The organism is Thalassospira sp. HJ, assembly GCF_000948415.1.
GTDB lineage: Bacteria > Pseudomonadota > Alphaproteobacteria > Rhodospirillales > Thalassospiraceae > Thalassospira.
Window position 1 is genome coordinate 430,989 of the sequence record NZ_JYII01000012.1, and the last position, 22,936, is coordinate 453,924.

The 22,936-nt window shown below is 55.1% G+C and carries 19 protein-coding genes; 11 read left to right on the forward strand and 8 right to left on the reverse strand.

What is annotated here, in order from left to right:
* Window positions 1-42 precede the first annotated feature (42 nt).
* From glmM to UF64_RS10895, 4 genes are read left to right on the forward strand one after another with little or no spacing between them, the layout of a single operon-like run.
* Window positions 43-1,392 carry a phosphoglucosamine mutase gene (gene glmM, locus UF64_RS10880; RefSeq protein ID WP_044828976.1) on the forward strand — a complete coding sequence of 450 codons (1,350 nt, stop codon included), beginning with the start codon at window positions 43-45 and terminating at the stop codon, window positions 1,390-1,392.
* A 49-nt stretch (window positions 1,393-1,441) separates the two neighbouring features.
* The gene (gene thiD, locus UF64_RS10885) at window positions 1,442-2,239 is read left to right on the forward strand and encodes a bifunctional hydroxymethylpyrimidine kinase/phosphomethylpyrimidine kinase (RefSeq protein WP_044828587.1); all 798 of its coding nucleotides are present in this window, start codon (window positions 1,442-1,444) and stop codon (window positions 2,237-2,239) included.
* A 50-nt stretch (window positions 2,240-2,289) separates the two neighbouring features.
* The gene (locus UF64_RS10890) at window positions 2,290-2,832 is read left to right on the forward strand and encodes a DinB family protein (protein ID WP_044828588.1); all 543 of its coding nucleotides are present in this window, start codon (window positions 2,290-2,292) and stop codon (window positions 2,830-2,832) included.
* 21 nt (window positions 2,833-2,853) lie between these two features.
* Entirely contained in the window at window positions 2,854-3,192 is a 339-nt protein-coding gene (locus UF64_RS10895) for a hypothetical protein (RefSeq protein ID WP_152630671.1), read from the forward strand.
* Between the two features lie 31 nt (window positions 3,193-3,223).
* Here UF64_RS10895 and UF64_RS10900 read toward each other — a convergent pair whose 3' ends face one another.
* On the reverse strand, window positions 3,224-4,099 hold the full coding sequence (locus UF64_RS10900) for an AEC family transporter (protein WP_044828590.1): 876 nt from the start codon (window positions 4,097-4,099) through the stop codon (window positions 3,224-3,226).
* 469 nt (window positions 4,100-4,568) lie between these two features.
* On the opposite strand from UF64_RS10900, the gene UF64_RS10905 reads away from it, so the two are divergent.
* A complete protein-coding gene (locus UF64_RS10905; RefSeq protein ID WP_052657583.1) occupies window positions 4,569-5,204 on the forward strand; it encodes an HAD-IIIA family hydrolase in 636 nt (211 codons plus the stop codon).
* A gap of 21 nt (window positions 5,205-5,225) precedes the next feature.
* Here UF64_RS10905 and UF64_RS10910 read toward each other — a convergent pair whose 3' ends face one another.
* Complete coding sequence (locus tag UF64_RS10910; protein WP_044828591.1) at window positions 5,226-7,298, reverse strand: glycosyltransferase family 41 protein; 2,073 nt, start codon at window positions 7,296-7,298, stop codon at window positions 5,226-5,228.
* Window positions 7,299-7,888: 590 nt separating this feature from the next.
* Here UF64_RS10910 and ilvD point away from each other — a divergent pair.
* Window positions 7,889-9,742, forward strand: coding sequence for a dihydroxy-acid dehydratase (ilvD, locus tag UF64_RS10915; protein WP_044828592.1), 1,854 nt, complete (start codon window positions 7,889-7,891; stop codon window positions 9,740-9,742).
* A gap of 84 nt (window positions 9,743-9,826) precedes the next feature.
* Here the strand turns inward: ilvD and ald are convergent, their stop codons facing one another.
* Window positions 9,827-10,942 (reverse strand): alanine dehydrogenase, encoded by a 1,116-nt coding sequence (gene ald / locus UF64_RS10920; RefSeq protein ID WP_044828593.1) that lies wholly within the window; start codon window positions 10,940-10,942, stop codon window positions 9,827-9,829.
* 220 nt (window positions 10,943-11,162) lie between these two features.
* Here ald and UF64_RS10925 point away from each other — a divergent pair, with 220 nt between their 5' ends.
* Together UF64_RS10925 and UF64_RS10930 are read left to right on the forward strand one after the other, a co-directional pair.
* On the forward strand, window positions 11,163-11,615 hold the full coding sequence (locus tag UF64_RS10925) for an Lrp/AsnC family transcriptional regulator (protein ID WP_249741897.1): 453 nt from the start codon (window positions 11,163-11,165) through the stop codon (window positions 11,613-11,615).
* Window positions 11,616-11,940: 325 nt separating this feature from the next.
* Window positions 11,941-12,651, forward strand: a complete 711-nt coding sequence (locus tag UF64_RS10930; RefSeq protein ID WP_044828978.1) for a TetR family transcriptional regulator — start codon at window positions 11,941-11,943, stop codon at window positions 12,649-12,651.
* A gap of 86 nt (window positions 12,652-12,737) precedes the next feature.
* On the opposite strand, the gene UF64_RS10935 is transcribed toward UF64_RS10930, so the two are convergent.
* The 5 genes from UF64_RS10935 to UF64_RS10955 all read right to left on the reverse strand — a co-directional run bounded on the left by UF64_RS10935 (window position 12,738) and on the right by UF64_RS10955 (window position 18,736).
* Entirely contained in the window at window positions 12,738-13,577 is an 840-nt protein-coding gene (locus UF64_RS10935) for an ABC transporter permease subunit (protein ID WP_044828594.1), read from the reverse strand.
* On the reverse strand, window positions 13,574-14,503 hold the full coding sequence (locus tag UF64_RS10940; RefSeq protein ID WP_044828595.1) for an ABC transporter permease subunit: 930 nt from the start codon (window positions 14,501-14,503) through the stop codon (window positions 13,574-13,576). The genes UF64_RS10935 and UF64_RS10940 overlap by 4 nt, the downstream gene beginning before the upstream one ends.
* The gene (locus UF64_RS10945) at window positions 14,500-15,666 is read right to left on the reverse strand and encodes an ABC transporter ATP-binding protein (protein WP_044828596.1); all 1,167 of its coding nucleotides are present in this window, start codon (window positions 15,664-15,666) and stop codon (window positions 14,500-14,502) included. The genes UF64_RS10940 and UF64_RS10945 overlap by 4 nt, the downstream gene beginning before the upstream one ends.
* A 390-nt stretch (window positions 15,667-16,056) precedes the next feature.
* On the reverse strand, window positions 16,057-17,163 hold the full coding sequence (locus UF64_RS10950; RefSeq protein WP_044828597.1) for a polyamine ABC transporter substrate-binding protein: 1,107 nt from the start codon (window positions 17,161-17,163) through the stop codon (window positions 16,057-16,059).
* A gap of 223 nt (window positions 17,164-17,386) precedes the next feature.
* On the reverse strand, window positions 17,387-18,736 hold the full coding sequence (locus UF64_RS10955; protein WP_044828598.1) for a glutamine synthetase family protein: 1,350 nt from the start codon (window positions 18,734-18,736) through the stop codon (window positions 17,387-17,389).
* 271 nt (window positions 18,737-19,007) lie between these two features.
* Here UF64_RS10955 and dgcN point away from each other — a divergent pair, with 271 nt between their 5' ends.
* From dgcN to UF64_RS10970, 3 genes are all read left to right on the forward strand, one after another.
* Window positions 19,008-20,012 carry an N-acetyltransferase DgcN gene (dgcN, locus tag UF64_RS10960; RefSeq protein ID WP_044828599.1) on the forward strand — a complete coding sequence of 335 codons (1,005 nt, stop codon included), beginning with the start codon at window positions 19,008-19,010 and terminating at the stop codon, window positions 20,010-20,012.
* Between the two features lies 1 nt (window position 20,013).
* Window positions 20,014-20,994 (forward strand): N-acetyl-D-Glu racemase DgcA, encoded by a 981-nt coding sequence (gene dgcA / locus UF64_RS10965; protein WP_044828600.1) that lies wholly within the window; start codon window positions 20,014-20,016, stop codon window positions 20,992-20,994.
* 378 nt (window positions 20,995-21,372) lie between these two features.
* Window positions 21,373-22,572, forward strand: a complete 1,200-nt coding sequence (locus tag UF64_RS10970; protein WP_044828601.1) for a diguanylate cyclase — start codon at window positions 21,373-21,375, stop codon at window positions 22,570-22,572.
* The last annotated feature ends 364 nt before the right edge of the window (window positions 22,573-22,936 follow it).

A 22,936-nucleotide genomic window follows, 5' to 3' on the forward strand; every position in this document is an offset into this window, starting at 1 on the left:
GACGGGGCAGCAATGCCCGCAACGCAAGCAGAGACACAGAGTATGAGCCGCAAATATTTTGGCACCGATGGTATCCGCGGAACCGCCAACACGGCCCCGATGACCGCCGAGGTCGCCCTGAAAGTCGGGATGGCCGCTGGCCACTATTTCACCCGTGGCAATCACCGCCACAAGGTCGTGATTGGCAAGGATACCCGACTGTCTGGCTATATGCTTGAACCTGCCCTTGTTGCCGGTTTCACCTCGATGGGGATGGATGTCATGCTGGTCGGCCCGATGCCGACCCCGGCTGTGGCCATGCTGACCAAATCGATGCGTGCTGATATTGGTGTGATGATCTCGGCCTCGCACAACCCGTTTCAGGATAACGGCATCAAGCTGTTTGGCCCCGACGGCTTTAAGCTGTCTGACGAGGTCGAACTTGAACTTGAAGCCCTGATGGAAAGTGACCTGTCGGGTAAACTGGTCCCTGCCAATACGCTTGGCCGTGCCAAGCGTATTGATGATGCCCCGGGCCGCTATATCGAGGCCGTCAAATCATCCCTGCCGGGCTCTGTCACGCTTGAAGGCCTTCGTATCGTTCTCGATTGTGCCCATGGGGCTGGCTACTCCGTCGCACCCAAGGTACTGCGTGAACTTGGGGCCGACGTGATTGAAATCGGCACCAGCCCGAATGGTCTTAACATCAATGACCAGTGCGGCTCGACCCATACCAAAACCATGTGTGACCGTGTTCTGGCCGAAAAGGCCGATGTCGGGATTGCCCTTGATGGCGATGCCGACCGCGTTCAGATGTGTGATGAAAAAGGCCAGCTGATCGATGGGGACCAGTTGATGGGCCTTGTTGCGACCCATTGGAAGCGCACCGGTCAGCTGCGCGGTAATGCGCTGGTCGCGACCGTGATGTCGAACCTGGGTCTGGAACGCTACCTTGAAAGCAACGATGTCCGCCTGATCCGCACCAAGGTCGGTGATCGCTATGTCGTTGAACAGATGCGTGCCCTTGATTGCAATGTTGGCGGCGAACAGTCCGGCCATATTGTGCTCTCGGACTTCGCATCGACCGGTGATGGTCTTCTGGCCGGGCTTCAGGTACTGGCCGTTCTTGCCAGCCGTGAAGGCCCGGTTTCGGAACTGAGCCGCGTGTTCGAACCGCTGCCGCAGATCCTTAAAAACGTGCGCTATAGTGCTGGAAGCGATCCGCTGGCGCAAAACAGCGTGATTGAAGCCATTTCCTCGGCCGAGCGCGCCTTTAACGGCGATGGCCGCGTGTTGATCCGCAAGTCCGGTACAGAACCGCTGATCCGCGTCATGGCCGAGGGCGACGACGCGATCAAGGTCGAACAGATCGTTGATGGCATCGTTGCTGAAATCACCGCCGTCGCCGGTTAACCGGGCAGCGTGAAGAAAACCTGATATCTGCAGGATAAGGAAGGATCGTATGAAGGGTCGTGTCTTGATTATTGCCGGGTCGGACTGTTCCGGCGGGGCTGGCATTCAGGCCGATATCAAGTCGGTGACCGCTCTTGGCGGTTATGCTGCAACTGCGATCACCGCACTTACGGTGCAAAACACCACCGGAGTCTTCGACGTTCTTGGCATCGATCCGGACATGATCGTCCATCAGGCGACGGTTACGATTGATGATATCGGGGCTGATGCGCTTAAAACGGGTATGCTGCATTCCGTGCCGGTGATCACCGCCGTGGCGGAATTTATCAAATCAAAGGCTAACGGTATTCCGGTCGTTGTTGACCCTGTGATGGTATCGCAAAGCGGTTCACGCCTGCTTCAGGAAGACGCAGTCGAAGCCCTGATCACCCATATGATCCCGCTTGCCAGTGTGCTGACGCCAAATATTCCCGAGGCAGAAGTACTATCGGGTATGAAAATCACCTCTGAAAGTGATATGATTGCTGCAGTGCACAAAATTGGCGATCTGGGCGCAGAGGCCGTCCTGATAAAAGGTGGTCACGCAGACGGGGACAAAATCGTCGATATCTTGTGGCGCCGGGATGGCGATGTCGAAGGTTTCGAAGGCACGCGCATTCCGTCTGAAAATAATCATGGTACGGGCTGCTCGCTTGCAAGTGCCATTGCAACCGGGCTGGCTCAGGGCATGGGATTAAGTGATTCCGTTGCCCGCGCACGGGCTTTCGTTCGTGAAGCCATCCGAACCGCACCAAACTTTGGCAAAGGAAACGGTCCGCTAAACCATGCGCATCCTGTGACCGGTTGAGTTTCTCAACAAGAATGTGACAGGACGCTGAAAGTTGGGACACTTGAGGTATGCCGGGCACATCGTTTTTCCATCAGGCGCGTAACAACGCCTGGTCCAACCACCGTTTGTATGGTGTCTGTCAGAAATTGACGGATGACGAACGCAACACCAAACGAACAGCGTTTTCATCTTCCATTCTTGAAACCCTGAACCATATCCTGACCAATGACTGGTACTACCTTGATGCACTGGTCGGCGGTGGACGTGGTCGGGATTGTCTTGCCAATGAAATGCCGTTTACCGCCATCGACAAACTGGCCGCCGCCCAGCGCGATACGGACATGCGGCTGATGGCCTTTTGCGAACAGCTGAACGACAAGGACGCCATTCGCAGTGTCGAACTGATCCGCGAAGAAGGCAGCAAGACGTTTGAAACCGTGGCGGATATCCTGTCACATCTCTTTGTGTATCAGACCCACCAACGCGGGCAGGTACATGCACTTCTGGCGGTGACCGGTCAGGCGCCGCCACCACTGGATGACTACCATCTTGAATATGATGCACCGATGCCAAGGATCGATTTCGCAGCGCTTGGCCGCAAAGGCGCATAAAGGATACGAATGAATACAAGAATGCTACGGCGCGCAATTCTGGCTGCCGGGATTGCGGCACTGGCGGTGGTTAGTCTGGGCAACCCGCACCGCCACATTGCCGATGTTTTGTGGCCCGATGACGCCGCGCCTTGGGAACATGTCACTTCGGTATACGTCCCGGATGTCAGTCAGCCGACCCGGGTGAAGATATCCGAGGCGACCTATGACGATCTGGCGGACTGCCGCGATCACGTGATGGAACAGGCAGCTGAACATGGCGACCCGGACCTTGAAAAGGGCCGGTTTGAATGCGCTATCGGATTTTATGCCGACAAGGAAGATGGCACAGGCGGCGAATACCGCCTGATCGTCAAGTAAGCTTCGGCTGTGTGCCCTGTGGTGCGTCGGGTTACAGCACGTACCACAGAAGGGCGGGCAGCGCGACAGCGGCCAGGAAGCTTGAGCTGATGACAACACCAGCAACTTCTTCCGGTTCGCGGTTATAAAGCTGCGCAAACAGGTAGCAGAACACGGCAACCGGCATCGAACATTGCAGGATCACAACCCCGCGTTCCATGCCCGTCAGCCCCATGACTTCCGACAGGCCGAAACCAACCCCGAAGCCCATGCCAAGACGAAGCACGCTAAGGGCCGTGCTGCGCGCAAGGCTGACCGGGCGCAGTTTAGCCAGCGACACACCAAGGGTAAACAGCATCAACGGAATAGTCAGCTGACCAATCAGGTTGGTGGTGTTGTAAAGCCATTCCGGCACCGGGGTTTCGGTGGCCAAAAAGCCCGTTGCAATCAGGGTGGCGGGAATGATCGGCATCTTGGCGAGTGACCGGATCGAAAAACTGCCCGATACAAACGCCACACCGACGGTCAGCTGGATCACGACATAGGCGGCAAAGAACGCGACTGAAAGCGCAAGCCCTTCCTGCCCATAAGCCAGCATACAAAGCGGCAAGCCAACGTTACCGACATTCGGCCAGGTCAGCGATTGCAGATAGGTACGCGGTGACAGATTGAAAACCTTAAGAACCGGCCAGCCGATCAGGGCAAAGATCACGTTCGCGGCAAGGGCGGCTGTCCCCATCAGAACCAGCGTATCACCGCCAAGCTCGACCGTCGCAAGGGCTGCAAAGGTCAGGCACGGCGTTGCGAAATAGGTGACAATGGATGTGACAAGGTTGGTGTCAAAATGCTTGCCGGCGCGGGCCCAGAAATATCCCAGTCCGGTGGTGATAAAAACCGGGGCCAAAATCGCAAAAATATCGGCAAACATAGAACGCTATTCCTTGAAGGTCTTATTATTACGAGCGTGATGTATTAAATCTGGTTCACTTTGTTTGCTTTTGGCGTCCTTTGGCTAGGCACAGCGCGCAGAGCGATGCGGTGCATCGGTCAAGCGGTGTAACGCAGCAAAAGGATGCCAAAAACAAACCCTTCGGGCCGGGGCATTCTTCTGGCCTGCAGCGTCAAGGTCCTTGCCCGTAGATCCTCTACGCGCTGCTGACCTTTCCTCGCCGGACAGAAGAATGTCCTCGGCAAAGCAAAGCAGATTTAATACATCACGCTCCAAGGCGTGACTTGCAGGGAAATTGTCACGTCTTCCAGTTGCTCTGCAAGTGAATAATGGTAATACCAATTTCTTTTTCGCGCTGCAGAAAAATGCGGCGTGACTTGTGAAGCCTTGCTTTTGCAAATGGCTTTGCGCCATTGTTGGCAAAATTTGACCATGCAAAAGGCCCCTGATGACCGGCTCTGTCCATCAATCTGTCAAACGTCACCTGATCGATCCGGCACCGCGCTTTCGCGATCAACGCCACCCGGTTTCCGCCGTGTTTCTGGACCGCGACGGTGTGATCAACGAGGAAGTCCATTATCTTTCGGACGTTGCCGACCTCAAACTGATCAAGGGGGCCGGGGAGGCGATCAGACGCCTTAATGACGCGGGGCTCCCGGTGATTGTGGTGACCAACCAGTCCGGTGTCGCACGCGGCTACCTCACCGAAGATCAGCTGCTTGAAATCCATAAGGCGCTTTTGGGCCAACTTTCTGATCACAACGCATCGGTGCAGGGTATCTATTATTCGCCCTATCATCCAACCGGGCAGGGCGATTACGGCCGCGAAAGCACTTGCCGCAAACCCGAACCGGGCATGCTTCTGGCCGCAAGCGAGGATTTCGCCATCAGTCTGGCTGAAAGCATTCTTGTCGGGGATCGCATCAATGATATCCGCGCCGGGCATCGCGCCGGTGCGCGTGCGATCATGGTCAGAACCGGTCACGGGGCCAAGGAAGCCATCCTGCCCGAAGCCCAGGAAGCCGATTTCATCGCTGATAACTTGGCGGCGGCTGTTGATCACATCCTGAGCAATATGGGCTAAACGTCGGTCCGGTTTTCCGGGCTACTGGTTGCCTAGGCACCAGTTCTGCCACATCTCGCGACAGGCTTCCTCGAACTCCGCCGCCACGGCCGGGCCGTGGAAGGCACGGCTGCCACGAATGCGGTCGCGCATGTTCTCGCGAATGCTGGCCAGCGCTTTAAGGTCGGATGCCAGCATGATGCATTTATCGACATAACCCTTTTCGGTTTCGGCACACAGCGCACCAAGCCCGATATCACTCAACACCGCCAGGCCAAGCCGTGAACCCGGCCGATCATCAGCCAGCGACACAAACGGAATGCCAAACCACAGCATCTCGTAATAGTTCTCAAGACTGATGGCGGGAAACGGTGCCAGCCCGATATCAATCTGGGCATAGAGGCTTGCGCGATCTTTCGGCTTTACCGCGCCTGCCAGATCAAGCCGGTCGCGTTTGATCCCGGCTTGGCGGGCGCGATCAAGGAACGTCTTGGCAGCATAGGAATCTTCAAGCACATCATCCTGAATGACAATGCGGCTGTTGCCGACCTTGTTGAGGATCCGCGCAAAGCAATTAAGCGTTTCGTTGCTGATATTGGCCAGTCGGTCGATGCAGCCAAACCGGATGATTTCAGTACCAATCGCTGCCGGAAGCGGGGCCAGTGGCAGGGCATCGTCAAGTTCTGCCGGAAGATACGGGCCAAGCGCCAGCGGGTAGGGGCGCTCGGAAAACTTCTTGTTCTCAGACAGGTCACCGCCAAACACATCCTTGTGCCCGATCAGGTAATCCATTTCCGCCATGCCTGTCGTGATCGCGGAAAGGCTTGCCTGCACCGGGGCTGCCTTAAGCGCAAAGACCTCTATCGGTTGGGTTGGGTGGATGCCACAGACATCAATCAGGATATCGACCTTGTCCTTGCGGATGCGATCGGCAATTTGCATCGGGTCTTGCCCGCACACCTCGCGCCAGCCATCTGCCATCACCTGCCATTGCCGGGTGACGTCATCGGGGCGCGGGGTCGCGGAATATAAAAACAGCTCGATCTCATGCCGGTTCAGATGACGCGCAAGCGCACTCAAAAGTCCGAAGGATGGATGCTGACAGAAGAACGGCGAAATCCATCCGATGCGCAGGCGCTTGTCCGATTGGCGGCTATTGCCAAAGGCTGGAAGGGCCGCAATCGGCATGTGATGCTTGGCCCATTCCTTGGCTGCCTTGGCGTGCGTCGCGCCGTCGGTGGTGCCAAGCTTGGCACGTGCCCGGATCAACAATGCATCTGCTGTCGTATTATCCTGGGATGTCTCAATTAGACTGGTAAGTGTCTTGATTGTGCTATCAAGATCCCCACAGCGCAGGGTGATATCGGCCAGAACCAGATCAATATCGTCGGTTTCCTTGGTCAGGCGGCGCGCGGTTTTTAAAATCGCAACCGCCTTGGAGTATTGCCCCTGATGGGCAAGCGACTGTCCAAGCCCGCGCAGGCCAGCAACATATTTGGCATCAATGCTTAGCGCACGCTGAAACAGGTTCTGCGCAAGTTCCGGATAGCCAAGCCGCAAAAACGCCGATCCCACCCGGCAAATCATCTCTGGCGAAATGCCGGCGGCCTCGGCGGCATGTTCAAGCGACTTAAGCGCTGCTTCTTCCTGGCCCAGATCATGCAAGGTCTGCCCGAACAGCAGCAACCCTTCGTAATGATTGGGTTTCAGGCCAAGCAACCGTCCCAAAAGATCCATCGCCTGACCAAGATGGCCGCGCGGAATTTCAAGCCGGGCAAGGTGATAAAGGGCCGTGGGGAAATCCCCATGGTAACTCAGCGCCTGCTTGAACTGGTCAATCGCCTTGTCGATCTGCCCGGAACTTTCCAGCGCAATGGCATAATTGCATCGCACCGCCGGGTTGGCGGCAAAGCTCGACAGGCAGTTCTCGAAAAGCTCAAGCGCCTCGCGGTGGCGGCCAAGCCCGTTCAGAAGGGTGGCAAGAAGATGCTCGACCTCCGCATTGCCCGGTGACATGGCAAGGGCAGCGCGATAGATTTTCTCGGCTTCTTCGGGGCGATTGCCCTCATGCGCAGTCAGTCCACGACGCAACAGTGTCTTGAGTTGGTCGGACATGGATGTGCGGATCTCCACCTGATGGTCTGGATAAGGGATTGAACCCAAGCAGTTCTTGCCCTGACATTAAAGTGTTCAGAGCATCCTTTAAAGCGCGCAGTTACAAGATGGTGGTTTCCGTCCCGAAATCCGGGCAAAAAAGAACCCCGAACCTGTATGAGGGTCCGGGGTGAGAATGGGAGTGGGAGAATCGCCTGGCGGCGATAATCCTCCTTAAAGTATTTGTTGTTTGGTTAAAGGTCGCCTATCCAATGGTGTGGTTTTTCGGATATTAGGGATAGGTTTTGAACCCAATTATGGCAAAACCTGTGAATTGGGTCACAAAGGCGCGCCATGGCACTGGTAGAAGCCTGATGATACGCAAACTCTGCGGGTAGAAATCATCGCCCAAAATGCGTCACGGAACCATGGCCGTTTTTACTGTCGCGTAGCAATCGTACCGTATGACGGAATTTGGCGACATTTTCAGGCAAAAAACTGTCAAAGCGCGCGAATACTGTGCTAGAACGCAGTCATATATAGAGGGCGCAGGGCTTCGGTTCTGGCGCCCGCAAGAAACGCCACCAGTGATGTAAAGAGAGGTTCCTTCCATGCCGGAATATCGGTCCCGTACAACAACACACGGCCGCAACATGGCAGGTGCGCGCGGCCTTTGGCGCGCCACTGGCATGAAAGACGAAGATTTTGACAAGCCGATCATCGCGGTCGTCAACAGCTTCACCCAGTTCGTGCCCGGACACGTGCACCTCAAGGACCTCGGTCAGATGGTCGCCCGCGAGATCGAGGCATCCGGCGGCGTTGCCAAGGAATTCAACACCATTGCGGTTGATGACGGTATCGCCATGGGCCATGACGGCATGCTCTATAGCTTGCCGTCGCGCGAAATCATCGCCGATTCCGTCGAATACATGGTCAATGCCCATTGCGCCGATGCGATGGTCTGCATTTCCAACTGTGACAAGATCACCCCGGGCATGTTGATGGCTGCAATGCGCCTTAACATTCCTGCTGTGTTTGTTTCTGGCGGCCCGATGGAGGCCGGCAAGGTCATCCTCGATGGCAAGGAACATCACCTGGATCTGGTCGATGCCATGGTGCAGGCAGCTGATCCGAAAATCTCGGACGAACAGGTCAAAACTGTTGAACGTTCGGCATGCCCGACCTGTGGTTCATGCTCTGGCATGTTTACGGCCAACTCGATGAACTGCCTGGCCGAGGCCCTTGGCCTTGCGCTGCCGGGTAACGGTTCGGTGCTGGCAACCCATGCGGCGCGTAAGGAACTCTTCCTTGAAGCAGCCCGCACCTCGGTCAAGCTCGCACGCCGTTATTACGAAGAAGAAGACATCGGCGCGACCCCGCGCGGGATCGCAACGTTTGAGGCGTTTGAAAACGCCATGGCACTTGATATCGCCATGGGCGGTTCGACCAACACGGTCCTGCACTTGCTCGCCATTGCCAAGGAAGCCGAAGTCGACTTCACCATGGCCGATATGGATCGCCTGTCGCGCAAGATCCCGTATCTGTCAAAAGTCGCTCCGAACCATCCGATGTTCCACATGGAAGACGTCCATCGTGCTGGCGGCATCATGCGTATTCTGGGTGAACTCGAACGCAAGGGCCTGCTGCACACCGATGTGTCAACCGTGCATTCGAAAACCATGGCCGATGCCCTTGAAAAATGGGACATCAAGCGCACCACCAACGAAGCCGTGCACAAGTTCTTCCGTGCCATGCCGGGTGGCGTGCCGTCACAAACCGCGTTCAGTCAGGAACGCTATTGGGACGACCTTGATCTCGATGAAAAAGAAGGCTGCATTCGCGACGTCGAACATGCCTATAGCCAGGATGGCGGTCTTGCCGTTCTGTTTGGCAACCTGGCCGCCAATGGCTGTGTGGTCAAAACCGGCGGTGTCGATGAAAGCATCCTGAAATTCACCGGCCCGGCCGTGATTTGCGAAAGCCAGGACGAAGCCGTTGCCAAGGTTCTTGGTGGCGAGGTCAAGGAAGGTGACGTGGTCGTCATCCGCTATGAAGGCCCCAAAGGTGGTCCGGGCATGCAGGAAATGCTCTATCCGACCAGCTATCTGAAATCGATGGGCCTTGGTAAGGCCTGCGCGCTGGTCACCGATGGTCGCTTCTCGGGCGGAACCTCGGGTCTTTCGATCGGTCACGTTTCCCCTGAAGCTGCCGCTGGCGGTGACATTGCTCTGATCGAGCCGGGTGACATGATCGAAATCGACATCCCGAACCGCTCGATCAAGATCGCTGTTGATGACGCGACCTTGGCGGCTCGCCGTCAGGCGATGGAAGCCAAAGGGCCCGAAGCATGGCGTCCGGCCAAACCACGTAAGCGCAAGGTCTCAACCGCCCTGCGTGCTTATGCCGCCATGGCGACCAGTGCCGATCAGGGTGCGGTGCGTGACGTCACACAGGTCGAATTCTGATCTGCGATCTGTTTTGCAGACAACCAAACAAAAAGGGCGCCATCTGGCGCCCTTTTTCATGATCGGGTTTGGGCCTTCAGGCCTTTAGGTCAGTGCGCTTTCCAGCGGCAAGTGATCATAGCCCAGCGCGTCGGCCACGGCCTTATAGGTGATCTTGCCTGCATGGACGTTAAGACCTGCTGCCAGGTGCGGATCATCCTGACAGGCTTTCTTCCAACCCTTGTCGGCAAGGGCCAGCGCAAAGGGCAGGGTGGCGTTATTCAGCGCAAAGGTCGATGTGCGCGCAACCGCGCCCGGCATATTGGCCACGCAATAATGCACGACATCATCGACGATATAGGTCGGATCGGCATGGGTCGTTGCCTTGGACGTTTCAAAACATCCGCCCTGATCAATCGCGACATCGACAATCACCGATCCCGGTTTCATGCGCGATAGCTGCTCTTTCTTGATCAGTTTCGGTGCGGCAGCCCCCGGAACCAGAACCGCCCCGACAACCATATCGGCCTCAAGCACATAGGCCTCGGTATCATCGATGGTGGCATATTGGGTTTTGATGCGCGGGCCATACAGATCATCAAGATAGGTCAGGCGTTTGACGTTTTTATCAAGAATGATCACATCCGCCCCCATGCCGGCGGCAATGCGCGCCGCATTGGTGCCGACAACCCCGCCGCCAATGACGACGACCTTGGCTGGCGCCACGCCGGGTACACCACCGAGTAGCATACCGCGTCCGCCATTGGCTTTCTGAAGGGCTGCGGCCCCAACCTGCGGCGCCATGCGCCCGGCAACTTCCGACATCGGAGCCAGAAGCGGCAGGCCACCTGATCGGTCGGTCACGGTTTCATAGGCAATCGCCGTCACGCCGGATTTGACCAGACCGGCCGTCTGATCCGGGTCCGGTGCCAGATGCAAATAGGTAAACAGCAATTGCCCTTCGCGGAGTTGCTCATACTCGACCTTTTGCGGTTCCTTGACCTTGATGATCATTTCCGCACTGGCAAAGATTTCCGATGCCGTGCCGGCAATCGTCGCACCGGCGGCAACGTAATCCTCATCGGCAAAGCCGATCCCGGCACCGGCCAGGGTTTCAACCTGAACCTTATGGCCATGGGCAACGAGTTCGCGGACTGAACTTGGCGTCAGTCCGACGCGATATTCATGGTTTTTGATCTCTTTTGGAACACCAATCAGCATGTCGTTTTCTCCCGACAATAACGGTGGCAATCGGGGGAACTCCACGGCGTTTCCGGGGATTCCCGGGCGGTTAGAACGTGCTGCCGCCTCTTTTGTCATTATTCTTGAATGATACCCTAAAAATCGGGCAATTAATCTTCAATTCAAGGGGAATTTGATGGTATCATTGCTATATAATTCAACAGAAAGACGGTGACGTCGGAGGATTGTTCGAATGGAGATGGACGAACGAGATCGGATGATTCTGCGTTTGCTGCAGAAAGACGGTCGCATCAGCAATGCGGAACTCGCTGAAAAGGTAAACCTTTCGGCCTCTGCCTGCCTGCGGCGTGTACGGCTGCTTGAAGAAGCCGGCTTCATTGATCACTACACCATGCTTCTCAATCCCGCCCGGATCGGCAAGCCGGGCAACGCGTTCGTCAATATCGCGATCACCCGCCAGACCCGCGAGGCACTCGAAACCTTTGAAAAGGAAATTCAAAAGGTTCCCGAAGTCGTCGAGTGTTATTTGCTGGCCGGGCAAAGCGACTATCTCGTTCATGTCGTCTATAGCGATACGGCCGACTACGAACGCATCCACAGCGAAGTCCTGACCCAGCTGCCCGGCGTCGAACGCGTCCAGACCGTCATCACGCTGCGCGAAGTCAAACGCACAACCGAGCTACCTGTCTGAAGGAGTAGGGGCTGGTGATTTCATGATGCGGAATGAGGCGATATTCCCGGTTTTTCTTGGATTTCGGTTATTATACCTTTTGCGCAATAAGTGCGACTCGTGCGAAAAACTGTACCAAATTCGGCAATTTGTTCGTTTTCTCTGTCGTGATTGGTTTTATGTGACCGGAATTCATCTGATAACGTAGGTGCTTTGGTGGAAAAAACCGTGAATCTTCAATGCTTCATGGATTTTATTCATTTATTCCAAACCTGCAGTTTGACTTTTAGGTGAATTAAAATGCAATAATATGCGCGGGGAAAATACGTTGGGGGAAGTTAATCAAATGGAACAAGACAATCTTGTTCGTGCTCGTAGTCACGAGCAGAAACTAAAACGTCGTGCCGATATTCTGGAAGCTGCTCGCAAGCTTTATATGGAAGGCGATGGGACGTTGCCGTCGGCTGCCGAAGTTGCGCGCAAGGCCAACCTCGCCAAAGGCACGCTTTACCTTTATTTCTCAAGCAAGGAAGCACTGTTCCTTGAAGTGCTGCGTCATTTCCAGAAAGAGTGGTTTGAGAACAATCTTGATGTCATTGATCAGGAAGCCCTGCGTCGGCCGGAAGAACGGGATTCAACCCGTGTCGCTCGCCAGTTCGTTCAATTCCTGGTCAAGAACGACAAGTTCTTGCATCTGGCGTCATTGTCGCAAGGGGTTCTGGAATCCGGCTCTGACGATGAAATGGTCGTCAACCAGCGCCGCTTCCTGGCATCCATGGTCAAACGTACCGCCGATGCCTTGGCAGAGCTTTATGAAATCACGCCGGAAGATGCCAGCAAGCTGATGCGCTCATCCTATGCGCTGGTTCTTGGCCTGTGGCAGATGTCGCAGTTGCCTGATCGCGTCAAAAAGCTCATGGAGCAGAACGCGCTCAACAATCTGATCATTGATTTCGAAGAGGCTGCCGAAGAAGCCGTTGTCTCCTATTGGCAGGTTTCCGCACCGGGCATGCATTGCCGTGAAATGATGCGCCGCGCGGCCGAGACGGATAGCTGATCACAAGGCTTTAAATGCCCAAACAAAAGCAGCGCCGAATGATGTGTTCGGCGCTGCTTTTTTATGTCTTATGCCTGTGTGGGGGCTTAAGGCTGTGCCTCGGCCCCGGCGGATGCCCGGCTGCGCATCCGTTCCGACCGCAGGATCATCAGGCTGGCAATCACGATCATCACTGACACCGCCAGAATGATCAGGGTCGCAAGCGCGTTGATCTCGGGCGAAACGCCAAGGCGCACCGACGAGAACACCTTCATCGGCAGTGTCGTCGATCCCGGACCGGCAACGAAGCTTGCAATCACAAGGTCATCAAGCGACAGGGTGAAGGACAGCAACCAACCGGCCAGAAGGGCCGGCAGGATCATCGGAAGCGTGATGACAAAGAAGATTTTCGCAGGCTTTGCCCCAAGGTCCATTGCCGCTTCCTCGACCGAGGTATCCATCCCCGACAGGCGCGACTGCACGACAACCGCGACATAGGCCGCACAGAAGGTCGTATGCGCAATCGTGATCGTCGAAAGACCACGACCCGCCGGCCAGCCAATCATTTGTTCCAGTGTTACAAACAACAGCAGAAGCGACAGACCGGTAATGACTTCCGGCATGACAAGCGGTGCGGCAATCATACCCGAAAACAGGGTGCGTCCCTTAAACCTGCCAAAGCGTGACATGACAAGCCCGGCTGGCGTGCCAAGCGCAAGCGCGAGGGTGGCTGACATCACCCCGATCCGCAGGCTGTTCCAGGCGGCATCAATCATGCCGTCATTGGAAAACAGCGACACGTACCACTTGGTCGAAAAGCCTGCCCAGACGGTCACCAGCTTGCCCTCGTTAAAGGAATAGATGATGACAAGCAGGATCGGCACATAAAGAAAGGCAAAGCCAAACACCAAGGCCGAAATCAGGAAGGTTGAACGTTTGCTGCTCATTGCTGGCCTTCCTCCTGCTTGGTCTGGATATGCTGGAACCACATGATCGGAACGACAAGGAACAGCAGCATCGCAATCGCCACCGCCGATGCAATCGGCCAGTCACGGTTGGCAAAGAACTCGTTCCAAAGCGTTCGACCAATCATCAGCGTGTTCGGGCCACCCAGAAGTTCCGGAATGACGAACTCGCCAACGGCCGGAATGAAGACCAGAAGCGATCCTGCGAGAATGCCCGGCATCGAAAGCGGCAGCGTGATCTTGGCAAAGGCCTGCCAGGGCTTGCAGCCCAGATCAAGGGCAGCTTCGACCAGGCTGACATCCATCTTTTCGAGTGTGGAATACAGCGGCAGGATCATGAAGGGCAGGTAGGTATAAACAATGCCGACATAGACCGCGAATTCGGTCTGACGCATGATCAGCGGCTCGGAAATAATCCCTGCCCACAGCAGGAATGCGTTGATCAGACCTTCACGATCCAGAATGCCGATCCATGCATAAACACGGATCAGGAAGCTGGTCCAGAACGGCAGGATGACAAGCATCAGAAGCACACTGCGCATCGATCCTTGCGCACGCGCAATGCCATACGCCATCGGATAGCCGATCAGAAGCGTGATGATGGTCGAAATCGCCGCAATCCGGATCGAGTTCAGATATGCCGTGGCATAAAGGCTGTCAGATAGCAGGAACAGATAGTTCCCGAAATTAAGCGTGATCGTGATGCCTTCATCAATCCATTCGAACAGCGACGTGTAAGGCGGCTGCGCATATTCGGCCATGGAAAAGCTGATCTTGAGAACGATCAGGAACGGCACAAGGAAGAACAAAAACAGCCAGAAATACGGAATGCCGATCACCAGCACCCGGCCGTGTTTGATCATCCAGCGATCAAATTTTTGCTTTAAGCTTAGCTTGTCACTGCTCATTTGTTCAGAACCGAAGCAGCCCCGGCCTCCCACGATACCCAAACCGTGTCTTCCCACGTATAGCGTGGCTCGATCTGGCGGGTGGAGTTCGGCTCGGTCACCTTGATGCGTTTACCGCTCTCAAGGCGTACGTGATAGGTCGAAATACCGCCAAGATAGCCGATCTCTTCAACCTTGCCCGATACGCAATTGTATTTGGCATCTGCCGGCGCTTCCTTGGTGATGCGCAGGCGTTCTGGGCGAAGGGCCGCCCAGAATGTCATGCCCTGATGGCCCTGAACCGCATGGTCGATATAGATATCGCAACCGGCTTCCTCGGATTTGATGACGGCATATTTTTCATCGTCATCAACGAGAACCCCTTCGATCAGGTTGACCTGACCCAGGAAGTTCGCGGTGTAGCGGCTGTTGGGATATTCATAAAGCTCGAACGGGGTGCCGATCTGGTTGATCACCCCTTCATTCATCACGGCAATGCGCGATGCCATGGTCATGGCTTCTTCCTGGTCATGGGTCACCATGACAAAGGTGGTGCCGACCTTTTCCTGAATATTGACCAGTTCAAACTGGGTCTGTTCGCGCAGTTTCTTGTCAAGCGCACCCAGCGGTTCGTCAAGCAACAGCACTTTTGGCCGTTTTATAAGAGAGCGCGCAAGCGCCACACGCTGGCGCTGACCACCCGAAAGCTGATGGGGTTTGCGTTTGGCAAATTTGGTCATCTGCACAAGGTCAAGCATGTCGGCGACCAGTTCCTTGATCTCGCTGCGCGAAACCCCGTCCTGGACAAGGCCGAAGGCAACATTCTGCTCGACACTCATATGCGGGAACAGGGCATAGGACTGGAACATCATGTTGGTCGGGCGCTCATAGGCCGGAACACCGGCCATATCGACGCCATCGATATAAATTTTGCCCGATGTCGGTTCTTCGAACCCGGCCAGCATGCGTAAAAGCGTGGTTTTGCCGCAACCTGATCCGCCCAGAAGGGCAAACAATTCATGGCGATAGATATCAAGGGAAACATCATCGACGGCATAGAAGTCGCCGAATTTCTTGGTCACATTCTCAAAGCGGATATAGGGAACCGCGTCCGGATTGTTCCAAGGTTGCGTCTTGTGCACATCCTCGTGCACGCGCTCCAAAACCGCCTCTGACACCAGCATTCTCCCCTTGTTCAATGTCAAGATGAACCGATTAAACCAGACGTCAGCCCCTGATGACCTGGTGCGCAATCGTTTGATGTTGCTGCACTGCTGATAAGGTCGGTTCTTCCTGATAACAGGATGAAGCAATTCTGCAATCTGTAAAGAGTAGTGTGCGATATTTTGAACATCCATCGCCATTTGATGCCTAAATTGGCAGTAAAACGGTATGGAGTGTTCAGAAAATGTGCAATCTGATGCAGAGTGGCAGGCGCTGAAATGGCTTCATATGTACCCTGTCGATGCCGTTGAGTGCGAGTCACTGGCGGGCTGACGTCAGCGGTAAAAGCAAAAGGGCGCGAACCATGTCGCGCCCTTCGCAAAGATTAAAGATCACATTCCTAGGCGATCTTACTGACCGGTTTTAAGCTTCGTCCACAGACGGGTGCGGGTGCGCAGCAACCGGGAATCAGGCTCGACCTTGGACCTGAGGCGTTCTTTTACTTCCTGCGGTGGGTAGATGCCCGGATCATTGCGTAAATCTTCGTCGATTAATGGCAGAGCTGCGATATTTGGCGAGGCATATTCCACGTAATTCGCAATATCAGCCTCGACATCGGCGCGCAGCACATAGTCGATGAACTTGTGCGCCAGATCCGGGTTCGGTGCATCTTCCGGGATCATCATGGTATCAAACCAGATCAGGGTGCCTTCCTTCGGAATGACATATTTGATCTCGTTGCCGTTGCCGGCTTCTTCGGCGCGTGTTGCTGCTTGACCAACATCACCAGACCAACCGATGGAAACACAGAGATTGCCATTGGCCAAATCGTTAATGTACTGAGAGCTATGGAAGTAAGTCACATATGGGCGGATTTTTTCAAGCTGTGTAAAGGAGCTTTCAATCGATTCCTTCGTCGGTTCACCCTCTGGCACATTGCCCAGATAGAAATTGACCAGTGGAACAACCTCACTTGCGCTATCTAACAGGCTAAAGCCGCATTCCGATATCTTTTCAGCATATTGAGGGTCGAAGACCAGAGCCCAACTGTCGACAGGGGCGTCGTCTCCGAGTACTTCTTTAACTTTGGCAACGTTATAGCCAAAACCGTTCGTGCCCCAGAAATACGGTACTGCATAGGTGTTATCCGGGTCGGATTTTGCCTGCTGCTTGAGAATCGCTGGATCAAGGTTGCCGTAGTTTGACAGTTTGGATTTATCAATCGGCTGGAACATTTTAGCTTTGATCAAGCGTTCAGCATCGGCGAGGGTCGGGACGACGATGTCATAGCCAGAATTGCCTGCCAGCAATTTGGCCTCAAGCAATTCAACGCTATCATAAACGTCATAGTTGACCTTGACGCCGTATTCCTTTTCGAAATTCGCAATCGTGTTCTCGCCGATATAATCCGACCAGTTATAAACGTTGAGAACTTCCTGTGCCGATGCGCTCGTGGCAAAGCCGGATACGGCTGCCGCAAACACAACAAGACTTGATGTTTTAAGAAGAGATTTCATTTCGCTGAGCCTCCCATGTGGCAGCGTTTGAAAGTTTACGGTTCTGTTGTCTGCTCCCCCAGAACCCGGGGATAATGTCAATATCCTTCGAATGCTTTGGGATATTGTCAAATACAAGATGGAAAAATGTGCATTTTTCGCATCAATTAGAAAATTGTGCATTTAACATGCAATATTCTTGCGCTGGGCGGCAATACCCGGCGCAAAATTCGACAGGCGTCTTTTATACGTTCAGCAGTAGGTGCTCACGCTCCCACGCGCTGATCACGGTCTGATAGGCATCCCATTCCGCCTCCTTCACCGCGATGACGGCGGCGGCGAATTCCTCGCCCAGAAGCTCCTTGAGTGGCTTGCAACGTTGGAATTTCGCAAGTGCTTCATGGATGTGACGCGGCAGAGAATGCGCACGATCATAGCCGGACCCTTCGATCGGGGAGGTGGCATCGACTTCTTCGAGAATCCCCAAAAGACCACAGGCAAGCGATGCGGCAACCGCCAGATACGGGTTGGCATCCGCCCCCGGCAAGCGGTTTTCAATACGGCGTGCTGCGGGCGGGCCGTTTGGCTGGCGCAAGCCGACCGTACGGTTATCAAGCGACCAGTGCATGTTGATCGGCGCATCCGACCAGGGCTGCAAACGGCGATAACTGTTCATGTTCGGTGCCAGAAGCGGCATGGCAGCCGGTAGGTAACGCTGCAGACCACCAATATAGTTCAGGAACAGCTTGGAGTTTTCCCCGTCATCATCGGCAAACAGGTTCTTGCCGGTTTTGATATCAAGAAGACTCTGGTGGATATGCATCGAGCTGCCCGGAAGGTTGCCCATCGGCTTGGCCATGAACGTGCCATAGACACCGTGCTTGAGTGCCGTTTCACGCAGGGTTCGTTTGAACAGGAAGGCCTGGTCGGCCAGTTCAAGCGGATCACCATGGTTGAAGTTCATTTCAAGCTGGGCCGGGCCCGACTCGTGGCTCATGGTATCGGCATCGATATCCATGGCCTCGCAATAGTCATAAAGGTCTTCAATCAGCGGATCGAACTCGTTGATCGCATCAATGCCAAAGGCGTTCGATGCACGTTCCGGACGACCCGAACGGCCAATCGGCGGCTCAAGCGGGTTGTCGGGGTCGGTGTTCTTTGCCACCAGATAAAATTCAAGTTCGGGCGCAATCACGGGCTTCATGCCGCGTTCCTCAAAAGCCTTGAGAACGCGTTTCAGCACGCCGCGCGGGGACGTTGAAACTTCTTCGCCGGAAAAATGGAAACAGTCGCAGATGATCTGGGCCGTTGGCTCCTCGTACCACGGCACGACGCGTACGGTGTCCGGGTCCGGCACCATGGCCACGTCCTTTTCGGCCGGGTCAAGGAACGCATCGGTCTCCTCCGGGTAGCCGCCGGTCACCGTCAGGCAGAAAATTGCTTCGGGGATGGCAAGGCTTTTGGCCTCCAGCCCCTTCAGGAACTTCTGTGTCGGAAGAACCTTGCCGCGGGCAACGCCGGACATGTCCGGAACAATGCATTCGACTTCTTCGATTTTTCGCTCGGATAGCCACGTCTTGAGATCGGTGCTCATGTGTAGTCGGGCGCTTTCACGCCAGTCCTTCAAAATTGCATTTTCTTGCGTTTTTCGGGCCATTCCCGAACAAATTCACAAGAAAGGATGTTGGTCTTCGAAGACTATTGTATTTAATTTCGTTATTGTCGTGTTTTTTAGAATTATAGACGAAATATCGGTTGGATCGTCGAAGATATCGTTTCATATCTCTGGAACGATCCTACCAGATTGCGCTATAGTCCCGCCACAATATTAAGAGCAGCGTTTGGATGCTGGTCAAGGAGGTATTATGAAAATCGCACATCCGTATCTTATGTTTCTTGGTGACGCGCCGGACGAACTGGCTGCAAAAACCGCAATCGGCATCAAGCAGTGGCGCCCGGAATGGTGCGTCGGTCAGCTGAGCCTGCCGGGCTGTCAGGCTGATCTTGGTCTGCCGGAAATGTCGATCGCCGAAGCCAAGGCAGCAGGCGTTAAAACCCTGGTGCTTGGCGTTGCCAACCGTGGCGGCATCATCGGCCCGGCATGGATGGAAACCCTGCTGGCTGCAATCGATGCCGGTATGGACATCGCCAACGGTCTGCACACCCGTCTTACCACCATTCCGGAACTGGTCGAAGCCGCTGCTGCCAAAGGTGTCAGCCTGTTTGACGTTCGCCACTTCGATGGCAAGGTGCCGGTCGGTAACGGTGAAAAACGTTCCGGTAAGCGCGTTCTGGCAGTTGGTACCGACTGCTCGGTTGGTAAAATGTACACCGCCCTTGCGATTGACGCCGAATTCAAAAAGCGCGGCATCAAGTCTGATTTCCGTGCTACCGGCCAGACCGGTATCTTTATCGCGGGCGAAGGCATCTCGGTTGACGCCGTGATTTCCGACTTCATCTCGGGCGCTGTTGAAACCATCGCACCGGCCAATGACGCCGATCACTGGGACGTCATGGAAGGGCAGGGCAGCCTGTTCCACGCATCCTTCGCCGGTGTTTCCATGGGCCTGATCCACGGTTCCCAGCCGGACGCACTTGTTGTCTGCCACGAGCCGACCCGCGCACACATGCGTGGTCTGCCGGGTTACAAGCTGCCGGATCTGAAAACCTGCCTCGAGGTCAACCTGCAACACGCAAAACTGACCAACCCGGATTGCAAGGTTGTCGGTTTCGCGATCAACACCAAGGCGCTTGACGACGCAGCAGCCAAAAAGCTTCTCGCGGACATCGAAGCCGAATTCGGTCTTCCGGCTGTTGACCCGGTTCGTACCGGTGTCGCGCCGCTGGTCGACAAACTCCAGGAGATCTAAGTTGCCAAAACTCAGTGTGATTTCCGAAGTCTTCCCTCTCGCACAGGTCTTCAAGATCTCGCGCGGGGCACGGACCGAGGCACATGTGGTCAAGGTGACGCTTAGCGACGGCACACATACCGGGTACGGGGAATGCGTTCCCTATGCCCGGTATAACGAAACGGTCGAAGGTGTCATTGCCGACATCGAAGCACAGGCAGACGCCCTTGACCGTGGCATGACCCGCAAGGAACTTCAGGACGCCATGAAGGCCGGCGCTGCACGTAATGCAGTCGACTGTGCCTATTGGGATCTGGAAGCCAAGCGTATGGGCCGTCGTGTTTGGGAATTGATCGGGCACAAGGCACCGGAAGGATTGATCACGGCGGAAACGCTGTCGATCGATACGCCGGACAATATGCGCGAAGCTGCCCGCAAGATTGCCCATGCGCCGCTGCTCAAGGTCAAGCTCAATGGCGAAAATGTCCTTGAGTCGGTCCGCGCTGTGCGTGAAGGCTCGCCCAAGGCGCGCATCATTGTTGATGCCAACGAAGCCTGGTCGCTTGATCTGCTCGAAGATATCGGTGCCGAACTTGACGGCCTTGGTGTCGAGATGATCGAACAGCCGCTGCCTGCCGGGCAGGATGGTGGTCTGATCGATATCGATTGCCCGGTGCTTCTGTGTGCTGATGAGTCTGTTCATACGATGGCCGACATTCCGCGTCTGGCCAATCTCTATGACATGATCAACATCAAGCTCGACAAGACCGGTGGTCTCACCGGCGCGCTCGAACTGGCAGAGGCGGCATCAAAGGCCGGCATGCAACTGATGACCGGCTGCATGGTCGGAACATCGCTTGCCATGGCACCGGCCATGATCACCGGTGCGATGTCGCGCATTGTCGATCTCGATGGGCCGATCTGGATGGCCAAGGACCGCGACCATGCCCTGACATTTAAAAACGGTGTCATGGGTCTGCCTGATCGCGAACTTTGGGGCTGATCTGCTTCGCTTCGATCACGACGCTATACCACGGCATAGCCACCCTGTAATTGGGGTGAATTTGGACGGCGCACCGCAAACCCGGTGCGCCGTTTCAGTTTCTGCGATAAAAAATCCCGCACGTCATTTTTCGACTCACGGTAGAAAGACCCGAGGAAATTTTTTTTACCGCCAGATATGGTGGGTTTCGCGTTAACTTTTTGTTTACGAATCAATATCTTGCGGTCGAAATTTGCCGTTTTTAAACTGTATTCTGATCCTTATGCTGCATTACGCCACCCTAATGTATAGTTGTGTCTTCGACCAAATAAGGGAACGATGAACCTGCTAAAAAACGGGCTGAAATTGGCCTGATATCATCTGGTTGGAGCGGTTCGCGTGGATACAGGCCCTCAGGAAAATAGCAGCCCGCCTAAAAAGACCTGGCGATGTTGCTATCGGGATTTTCTCTACACGCCACGGCATGCAGAGCTTCTGCATCTGCGTCGCAAGGAATCGATTCAGCTCTCCGCCCGTTTTGCCGCTCTTTTCGTTATTGTTCTGATGATTGCCGTCCCGTTCTGGGATGGGTCCTTTGCCTCTGAAATGTGGTCCTCGCAGACCTTCATTCTGCGCCTTCTGGTCGCCGGCGTTGCGCTTGCGGTTCTCACCAATCGCGCGGTCAGTGCGCGCTTAAGGCGGCGCTTACCGTATCTTCCGATGTTGATGTTGATTGTCGCGGCAAGTTTGCTGTGTGTCTTTGCCGGCAATGATCCGCTGGCAACCGACCATATGCACAGCTCGCACAGCTTCCTTTTGATCGGGTTGGTGATGATGATTGCCATCATGCCGGTCACCCTGGTCGAGGCGGGGCTGCTTTCCCTGCCCTTTGTGGTGTTGCTTGCCATTGGTGCGCAATCCGGCCTTGAAACCGGCTTTGTGCCGTTTGAAATGCTGCTAGCCTTCCTGCTGCCGCTGGCATTGGTGTCTGCCCTTGTGCAGCTTTATCGCACCATCACGGCGGCGCACGAAATCGCCATTGATCCGCTGACCAATTGTTATACCCGCGCCTTTGGCATGGAAATGATCCGCGTCAGTTTCGAAGGTGCGCTTCGCAAAAAGGTCCCATACACCATTGCCTTCATTGATCTTGATGACTTCAAGCAGATCAATGACCGCTACGGCCATGATTATGGTGATCGCATCTTGGGCGAAGTCGGCAACAACCTGATCCATCGCTTCCGCCGTTCCGATATGGTCGTGCGCTGGGGCGGGGAGGAATTCCTTGTTCTGCTGCCGGAACTCGACCGTACCCGCGCGGCCGAGGTGCTTGAACGCGTTATGGCGCCGGGGCTGGCAATGCTTGAAAGCGGGAAGGTGCAGTGCGCCAGTGTTGGCCTGTCCGAACGCATCGAAGATGCCATTGCTCTGCCGCAGAACCTGATCGATCTTGCCGATCAGCGCATGTATGACGCCAAAAAACGCCGGGATCGCGATGATCTCGTCGCCCAAGGCTATTCCGGCCGCCGCAACACCGTCAGCGCCATGGCCACCCCGTCAGCCTCAAACGCCCCGTCTGTCGACCGCAGCGTCAACTAAACGGCCTGCTGCCGGTTAGCCGCGCCCAAAGCGGCCGCAGCCCACGCCACCATTCTCTCTGAAATCTCCCTGACATCGCTCTCGCTCATGCAGCTGCATGAGCAGTCCGGACCATCAGCGTGTCAGGCTTGCTAAGCCCCGCACACCATAGCGCGCCTGTCGCATGAAAGGTGGAATCGATACGCAAAATGGGTCCGGAATCCGCTTCAGACCGACTCAAAGCAGTTCGGATTCGCGTCGATTCTCTGCTCTATTTCGAAAATTCTGTTTTCTTCGATGATCAAAAAATAGCCGCGAGATGTGAAATTTTCGGGCGTTTGAGGGGCAATGCCTTAAAATAATGCGCAAAAAAGAAGCAGTAATA